8 protein-coding genes are annotated in these 8,589 nt (G+C 59.8%); 6 read left to right on the top strand and 2 right to left on the bottom strand.

The window, feature by feature from the left end; genetic code table 11:
- Positions 1-466, bottom strand: a 466-nt coding sequence (locus ACXJL8_RS26065; protein ID WP_456685844.1) for an MFS transporter, incomplete at its 3' end; no start/stop codon positions are given.
- A gap of 221 nt (positions 467-687) precedes the next feature.
- Between ACXJL8_RS26065 and ACXJL8_RS26060 the strand changes: the two genes are divergently transcribed.
- Complete coding sequence (locus tag ACXJL8_RS26060) at positions 688-1,572, top strand: LysR family transcriptional regulator (RefSeq protein ID WP_456685843.1); 885 nt, start codon at positions 688-690, stop codon at positions 1,570-1,572.
- Positions 1,573-1,834: 262 nt separating this feature from the next.
- Here ACXJL8_RS26060 and cas1 read toward each other — a convergent pair whose 3' ends face one another.
- Positions 1,835-2,881: a CRISPR-associated endonuclease Cas1 gene (cas1, locus tag ACXJL8_RS26055; RefSeq protein WP_456685842.1), complete on the bottom strand. Its 1,047-nt coding sequence runs from the start codon at positions 2,879-2,881 to the stop codon at positions 1,835-1,837.
- A 160-nt stretch (positions 2,882-3,041) separates the two neighbouring features.
- Between cas1 and ACXJL8_RS26050 the strand changes: the two genes are divergently transcribed.
- The 5 genes from ACXJL8_RS26050 to ACXJL8_RS26030 all read left to right on the top strand — a co-directional run.
- Complete coding sequence (locus tag ACXJL8_RS26050) at positions 3,042-3,680, top strand: hypothetical protein (RefSeq protein WP_456685841.1); 639 nt, start codon at positions 3,042-3,044, stop codon at positions 3,678-3,680.
- Between the two features lie 102 nt (positions 3,681-3,782).
- Positions 3,783-4,346 (top strand): hypothetical protein, encoded by a 564-nt coding sequence (locus tag ACXJL8_RS26045; protein ID WP_456685840.1) that lies wholly within the window; start codon positions 3,783-3,785, stop codon positions 4,344-4,346.
- A 14-nt stretch (positions 4,347-4,360) separates the two neighbouring features.
- Positions 4,361-4,732 (top strand): hypothetical protein, encoded by a 372-nt coding sequence (locus tag ACXJL8_RS26040; protein WP_456685839.1) that lies wholly within the window; start codon positions 4,361-4,363, stop codon positions 4,730-4,732.
- Entirely contained in the window at positions 4,729-7,800 is a 3,072-nt protein-coding gene (locus ACXJL8_RS26035; protein ID WP_456685838.1) for a hypothetical protein, read from the top strand. The genes ACXJL8_RS26040 and ACXJL8_RS26035 overlap by 4 nt, the downstream gene beginning before the upstream one ends.
- Before the next feature lie 147 nt (positions 7,801-7,947).
- A partial coding sequence (locus ACXJL8_RS26030; protein ID WP_456685837.1) for a hypothetical protein occupies positions 7,948-8,589 on the top strand: 642 nt, incomplete at its 3' end.

The following is an 8,589-nucleotide window of genomic DNA, read 5'->3' as shown; positions in this document are numbered from 1 at the left end:
TCGCTTGGGCCACCGGCGCCTCTCCGCCGACGCCGACGCCGATCAGGAAGCGGCAGACCATCAAGGCAGTAAGGCTCCAAGCAGCAGCCGCGGCGAGGCTGGCGAAGCCCCAGACCAGCATTGTGACCTGAAATACGGTCTTGCGCCCGAACTTGTCCGACGCGGTGCCAGCGATCACGTTACCGATAAGCTGGCCGGCAAACGTCATCGCCGCGAGCTGTCCGGCCTCGGTAGGGGTCAGCCCGAAGGCGACGACAATCGAACCGAGCAGAAATGTTAGCAGCGCGACGTCGACTTGGTCGACGAGCCATGCGGAGGCGATGATCGCGAAGATCTTACGCTGGTAGCCCGACATGGGCAGCCGTTCGAGACGGCCGGCGATGTCGGTTGTGGCTGCCGCGGCGACCCGGTCGGAGGCGGTCAGTTCTATCCCCATCCCGATCGGAGGGTCGGTGGCAAGGCGCATGGCGTTCTCTCCCTAGTCGCTGCTCCACAGACGCCCACGGCATGTGCCTTCGGCGTTCAAACAGCTTTGTTGAACCTGCAAGCCCTCCCACCGCACCCGATTGGGTAGTCGGCGGTCATGCATTATTTTTCTTTTTTTTCGTTTTTTGAACAGCCGTAACCTTCCCCATTTTCTCCGATTCGCGCAAATATAATTCTCTTTTGGGTGTATAGCACTGCGTTATGGCTCTCAATCTCCACCTCCTGCGCTTTTTCTCTGCTGTCGCGCAGACGGGCAGTTTCTCTCGGGCAGCCGATGAGCTGAACGTCAGTCAACCTGCTATCTCGAGAGGGGTGCGCGACTTCGAGCTACAGGTAGGATGTCGGCTGCTCGACCGTGGGCCACGCGGCGTCCGGCTCACACGTGAGGGCGAGGCACTTTTCAGGCATGCCAAGACAATGTTCGCGATGGAACGGGCCGCCGAGGAGGAGTTACGTTCGCTGCGTGGATTAGGAAGTGGGACTTTGCGAATTGGTGCCAGTACGACAATCGCGACCTACATGATACCAGGGTACCTTGGAGCTTTTAATCGCGCATATCCATTTATCGAACTTAGTATCGTTAGCGAAAACACGAGTGTAATCGCCCGATTGTTGCTCCAACACAAAATTGATGTCGCGCTGGTCGAGGGGCCTATCGATGAGCCCTGTATCGTGAGTGAGGCGTGGATTGCTGACGAAATGGTGCTGATCACCTCGCCTGAGCACGTCTTCGCGCGCGAGATAGAGCCAATTGATCCTATACGTCTTGAGGGCGAGACTTTCATATTCAGAGAGCTGGGATCCGGATCCCGCGGAGTGGTCGTTGAGGCTCTGAAGGCGAACAACATCAACCCCATCCGCAGACTTGACGTCGGAAGCACCGAAGCCATCAAACAACTCGTTGCAAGTGGCGTCGGGATAGCAATCACATCAGTAGCCACCATTCGCGATCAGCTTGCGTTAGGCACATTGATCGCCGTTCCGATTCGCAACATGCGGGTTGAGCGCACCCTATGGCGGCTGTCTGTACCTGGACGACTGGCTAATCCCGCTACGACAGCTTTCGAACGTCTTATGCAGATTTAATTTCTGACGTTCATGTTCCTATCGCACGGTCGATCCTGGGCTGTCATGCCATAGTTAGAGTTTCATGGAACGTTCGTTGCCCCATTGATGCTGCCGTCCTGGCTATAAACGGTACAGTCTGCGGAAATATTTATTGTCGCGATAAATTAGAGGGCTGGCCAATTCCGAAATATCATGATGGCGCTGAATGAACGGGACGGGTGCAAGCCCGAAGATCCGATTTCAGACTAGGGGCCAAGGTTCGATGATGGCGCGTTTCCGCTTACAACGTCGAAGCAGCTATCTCGACAAGTCGCTTTGCTATGTGCGGATTGAGGCGACAAGCGCCGTCAGATTGAATCGCGAAATCTGCCGGGTGCAGCTCATGCTCCATCGCGAAGCCGAGCACCGCGCGATCGACCAGCGGGCGCACCGGCTCAACGAGGTCGAGCGCATAGGCGGGCCCCTCCCGGTACTCGTGGTGCATGATGCCGATGGTGGGATCGTACCCGTCCGCGAGCGCCCGGATCTTCGTCTGTCCGACCGCCACCGCGTAGGCGTAGTTCAGCATGGCGTTCACCGGATGCGTGGCGTGCCGGTTCTTGGCCAGCTTGCTCTGCCGTTGCGACGAGCGCCCACCCAGCGTCAGCCACGCCTCAGGTAAGGGACGCCGTTTGCACGTCTTCCACTGCAGCGGCACACCATGCCACGCGGCGAAGTATGCGGCAGCTGCTACACCCTCAGCCCCCCGCAGCGCCGCCACGTTTTTCAGGCTTGCGTCGTCCAGTGCGGCCAAGACACGTGCCAACGAGGCCAGCGCGGTGTCACGTGCGTCTGACGAGGGGATCACTGCCTGTAGCGTCTGTGCACAGTTCGCGACCTTCTTGCGGATCAGCGTCGTAGCAAAGGCAATGCGTTTCTGCTCGTCATCGCGCGTTGCACGCTGCCACGCCACCTTCTCGCGATCGGCGCTGTAACCGCTGCCGCCAGCCACTGTGACCACATCACCCGTCCACGTAACGCGGATCAGCGGCACGTCCTGCTCAGCCAGCCAGTCGAGCACGTCGAAGGTGAGATGCCCGCTGCCGTCTAGCACGATGATGCGGGACGGCCGGTCGAGGTCACCGCGGAAATGGCGGTGCTCCTCGCGCTGCTGCGGGTAATGCGTGAAGCCGTTCCTCACAAGTAGCGTGCCAGCTTCGACGCGCAGGGCGATGCCATGCCCGCACAGCACCAGGGTTTCTGCCGAGCGCTCACGCATTTTCCGCACCGGATTGTGCGACACCTGGCTCTTTGCCAGCCAATAGGAACTGCGCGATTCCCAGGACAACGCTCGGCCCTCACGGGGAGGCCTTGCATGGCAGCTCCCTCTAACACCGCGTACGATATCAACCTTCGCCGTTTGGCGAATCAGTCTGCCTTGAGAAATTGCACCATTGTCGAAGAAATCCACCGCCCTCCGACCGGAGCTCTCATCGAGCTCAGAATGGATGCCGCTCGCCGAGGCGGCGGTGGCGTTTGCGTCGAAGGGATTGCAGCGGCACTTTAGGGCATTGAGGAGGAAACCGTGGCCTGCGTTGGGCGCCGATCTGGTAAGCGCACCCAATTGGTCCGATTTCCAAGCGTATGTATCGCAATTGCTCACCGAGCAGCGCGACCGTCATGAGCCGTATTGGCAGATGCAATCAGACCTAGTCGAGAAACTTCGGATGGGTGCTGTAGAAGCTAGCGGCGTACGTGTGCCGGCAATAAGCCTCGGCGAAGTCGAACCCATTCCGCCCCGCTTTTTCGATGAACGCCCGCGCATAGACTGGGGGCGCAATACCCTCAAGAATTATGGGCTTGAATTTCATCGTGTGCGCGTTCGCTTACAGCCTGCCGTACCATCATCGCTTCTGCCACCGGCAGATTCGAGCATGCGTTCAGGGCGGCCAAGTAAGGAAGAGGCTATCGAACGCGCAATTGAGCATGCCATCAAAGAGGGATTTGATTTGAATGGCATGCCGCGCAAGCAGGCAATTGAGCAAATACGCATTTCAGCTGAGCATCTGGGCCTTAATACGCGCCTCGGTTTCTCCGTCTCCGTTGTGCAGCGTGTCCTTTTTAGGCGTTTTGGTCCCAGGTTCTGACCAAAATGCATTTAGGTTTTTAGGTTTTTAGACTCTACACCCCCCCATCTGCTTCAACTGCTTCGTGATCCGGACAGGCATCCCGGACGCACGGAGCGACGGATGGCCAAAAAGCGTGACTATCAAGCAGAGTACCGCCGCCGGATTGCGCGCGGCTCAGCCGAGGGGCTCAGCCGCTCACAGGCGCGCGGTCACGCCAGAGCCGGCGAAACACCTATTAAGCAGGCGCCGGCCCGAGACACGGCTCATCTCCGCCGGGGGATAAAAGCGTTCCTCAAGAGCGGAAGCATCACCACCGCCGCCAAAGACGCGGGCATCTCGGCGGAGCGGCTGCGTCGCGAGGTCTACGAGAAGCGCATTGCGCAACGCGAAGGGCGGCGCGTGAAGCGCCTTGTGCGCGAGATCAGCATCATCTCACGTGGTCGAGAGCGCACCATCAAGGTCGACTTCGACGCGGCGTCAATGGTCGGCCAATACCGCAATGCCGTCGCCAAATTCCTAACCACTCAAGACGAATCGCTGCTCGCCCCCTTCGTGGGCGTGTCCGTCACGGACCTGAGCGGCAAGAGCCACCCCTTCGAAACCGATCCGAACACGCTCTACGAGCTCAGCCTAATGGGCAGCGGCACGTTCGAGCAGATCTATCGACTCGTCTCAATGAGCTGAATGGAATTGCACTTATGGACGACAATGATCTGGATCGCGAAGTTCGCAGGCAGCGCAAGTTGGAGCGAATTGGCGGCAATTACAATGCCTGTCCGGGCTGCGGCCATTCCGATTGGCGGACTCTCGAAGAGCATCATTACTTCAACCGCAGATTCGGAGCTGAGACCGTGTGGCTATGCGCCAATTGCCACCGGATCATCACCGACGATCAAAAGGATCATCCAATGCCAATCAGCACTGCCGATCCCTTATTCCAGCGAATGGGCCATTTCATGCTCAATCTCGCAGCCTTCCTTCGCGTCGTCATTGTCCACCTCGAGGAATTCGGACGCGAGCTCATTCGATGCGCTGGTCTGGACGCCAATCGCGAGGGAGGCCGCTCATGACGTTCGTTCATTCGGGAGCCGAGCCTGCACGTCCTCTCGGCCTACCCATCCATTTGCGCGCTTATGCAATTGCGCCCGATCAGAAGCCCGCGCGAGCAACGTCCATCGGCCCATCCGAATGGACCCTCGTTTTCGATACGGAGACCACCACCGACCATGCACAGGCGCTCCGGTTCGGAACCTACCAATGGCATCGCAATGAACAATTGATCGAGGCTGGGCTGTTCTATCGCCCGGAGGGGCTCACGCCCGATGAATGCGAGCTCCTAGCGGTATATGCGCAGCGGGAGGGGCTCAAGCTTCATACGCAGACGTCGTTCATTGAGGAGGTGTTGTTCAGACGAGCCTACCGCTCCCGCGCGACCATCGTCGGCTTCAATCTGCCGTTCGACATCTCGCGCATCGCGATCGACCATGGACACGCCCGCGGGTCCATGCGCGGCGGCTTCACCTTCACGCTGAGCCCGAACCGGTACTGGCCGCAGCTGCGCGTGCGGCACATCTCCTCGCGTATCAGCCTGATGAGCTTCGCGGCTCCCGCCCAGCAGCGCACCGGCAAGACCGATCGCAACCGTGGTCGACGCAGCCCCGTGCGGCGCGGCTTCTTCGTCGATGTGGCCACGCTCGCCCATGCGCTGCTGTCGCGATCCTTCTCGCTCGCGAGCCTCGCTGACCACCTTCGGTTGCCTAAAGGCAAAGCCAGCACGAACGATCACGGCGGCGCGCTGACCGCGGACTACATCGCCTACGCGGTTCAGGACACGCAGGTCACTTGGGAGTGCTACTGCGCGCTCAAGGCGCGGTACGAGGCGCTCCGGCTCGACACGCCCCTGCACCGCATCTTCTCCGAAGCGAGCCTTGGCAAGGCCTACCTCGCCCAGATGGGCGTGCGGCCCTGGCGCGAGGTCCAGTCGGACGTGCCGCCCGAACTGATCGGCATCATCATGTCGACCTTCTACGGCGGCCGCTCGGAGGTGCGGCAACGACACGCCGTGAGCCAAGTCGTTCTGTGCGACTTCCTCTCGATGTACCCGACCGTCGTCACGCTGATGCGGCTGTGGCGGTTCGTGATCGCCCGCGGCATGTCCTGGCGTGACAGCACGGCCGATACGCGCGCCTTCCTCGAAGCGGCGACCCTCGACATGCTGCGCGACCGCGAGGTGTGGAAGAGCCTCGCGACTCTCGTGCAGATCGAGCCCGATGGTCACGACATTCTGCCGGTTCGGGCGGTTTATCCGGGCAGCCCGTCCGCGACGATCGGGGCGAATCACCTTGAGGCCCCGCCGCTCTGGTTCACGCTGGCGGACTGTCTCGCCTCGAAAATCCTGACCGGGCGCACACCGAAGGTGATTCGCGCGATCACCTTCACCCCCGATGAGCCGCAATCCGGATTGAGGCCGGTCGCGATCAATGGCGATGCGCGGCTCCGCATCCACCCGGTCAGTCACGACTTCTACGAGGAGCTGATTCGGCGCCGGCAGAGCATCAAGGCCGAGCGGGATGCGGCCGAGCGTGCGGACCGGGACCGTCTTGACGCGAACCAGAACGCGCTGAAGATCGCGGCGAACGCGACGAGCTACGGCATCTTCGCCGAGATCATCGTCGACGAGCCGTCGCGCAAGCTGCAGTCAGTCGCAATTCACGGCGGGGCGGAAAAGCCGTTCACGAAGGCCATGCGCACGCGGGAGCGGCCAGGGCGCTACTTTCATCCCCTACTCGCCACGCTCATCACCGGGGCAGCGCGCCTGATGCTGGCGATCACCGAACGCTTGGCTACGGATGCCGGTTTGGATTGGGCCTTCTGCGACACGGACAGCATGGCGCTCGCGCGGCCGTCCGAGATGGACGAGGCGACCTTCTACGCCCGTGTTGACGAAGTGGTTGGCTGGTTCGCCTCTCTAAACCCGTACGGCTTTCCGGGATCGGTCCTGCAAGTGGAGAAGGTCAACGCCGCCCGCGACGGCTCCGGCCGGCGAGAGGCGCTGTTCTGCTTCGCCATTTCGGCCAAGCGCTACGTGCTGTTCAACGTCAACGCATCCGGCGCCCCGGTGCTTCGCAAGGCATCGGCGCACGGGCTCGGTCACCTCCGGGCGCCCTATGACGACTCGGACCCGGCACCGACCGTCCCTGCGCCGCAGGTGAGCCGGAAGGAACTCGGGGTGGAGCGCTGGCAGCATGATCTGTGGTGGACGATCGCGAGTGCCGCTTTGCGCAATCCGGTGCGCCAGATCTCGCTCGACTACCATCCGAAGCTGCAGCTGCCGGCGGTCTCACGCTACGCGGCGACCACGCCGAAGATCCTCGACTGGTTCAAGGGCTCCAATGCGAACAGGCCTTACGATCGTCAGGTGAGACCGTTCGGCTTCTTGARCGCGTTCACGGCCGTGGATGATCGCGCGGTCGTGGCCCCGTTTGATCGCGATCTCGTCTCCTCCACGCGCGCAGCCTTCGACCGGGACACGGGCGAGCGGATCGAGGTGAGCTGCCTCAAAACCTACGCGCACGCGCTGGCCGGCTATCATCTCAGCCCCGAGGCGAAGTTTGAGAACGGCCGGCCTTTCGATCAGGGGCGGACCGCTCGGCGGCGCGTTCGGGCCTGTGGGTTCGTGTTCATCGGCAAAGAGGCGAATCGGTGGGAAGAGGCATTCTACCTCGGCCCTGATCCAGATGCGGAAGTCGTCTACGGCAGCGCGCCAGACGGCCACTGGCGATTGCTGCAAGAACTGAAGCAAGCCAAGGCTTCGGTCGGTGAGCGCCGTTTAGCCGACGCACTCGGTATCTCGCGCGAGACGCTGCGAGGCTCGCTTACGGAGCGCTTAAAGCTCGGAGAGCGGGTGCGCGAAGTCACGACTGAGAGGCTTCCGGCATTCTGGGACGGGCTAAAGGACGAGCGGGAGAAGCGCGATCGAGTCAGCACCTGGCTAATGAACGAGATCGACCGCAACGGGCTGACGGCCGTGGCAGCTCGCTTTGGCTACGATCCAGCCAACTTGGCGGCGATCCGGGCTGGGCGTCGGACTGTCCCAAGTAGACTGCTGCCAATTATAACGGCGGCTATCGGCAATTAGAGAGGTTTTGCTATTCTGGCGTTGGGCGAATCAACGGAAACTGAGTTGATGTCCTGCCCTGGGTCAGGCCGCCAACACAGACAGATCAGCAGCGAAAGGCTGTATTCGTCATAAAGATTGATTCACTTAAATTGATAAGAGGGCGCAATGTTTTTTTGGTTAACACGTGTTGCAGCTATCGCCGCAATGGGATTAATTGTGCCGCTGTACTCAAGTCATGCTATTGCGAGGCAAAACGATCTTATAGGTCTCATAGGAGGAGCGACAATAGACGAGGCGCAGGCCAAGCTCCAACAAATGACGGACAAGACAGTCGGAGATTTTTTGGAGCAACTTAACCTCGATGCTAACGTGTTACTCAAAAGAGGAACGGATTCAGCTAATCTCCTTGAAATTCAGGCTGCCAATTCTATCGCAGGCATTGCTGCGAGCATTCGTACACAATTAAACAGAGATTTGGATATTAAGTTAGCAGACATAAGGGATCAAATCGCGCAGCCATTCCTCGTTCAGGCCATTCGTTTGCACGAAAGCATCGATCGGCTTCAGCAGCGAATAGTCGGCCTGGAAGACCTGATTGCATTGGACCTTCTCAACACGCCATTTTCGGATAACTCCCTGTATATAAGGCGTATATACGGTGGCGTTTTTGTTCAAAACAAGCCGGAAACCTATTATATCGATCTATTCGGTTTTCATTTCGGCGGCGATACTGCAAATATGAAAACTTCTTTTAAAATAACCATGAATGGGAAGGAACTTCCTGTCACTCGACAGATCCCTCCATAC

The organism is Bradyrhizobium sp. P5_C11_2, from assembly GCF_054049755.1.
This window is presented reverse-complemented; position numbering and strand designations above follow the sequence as displayed.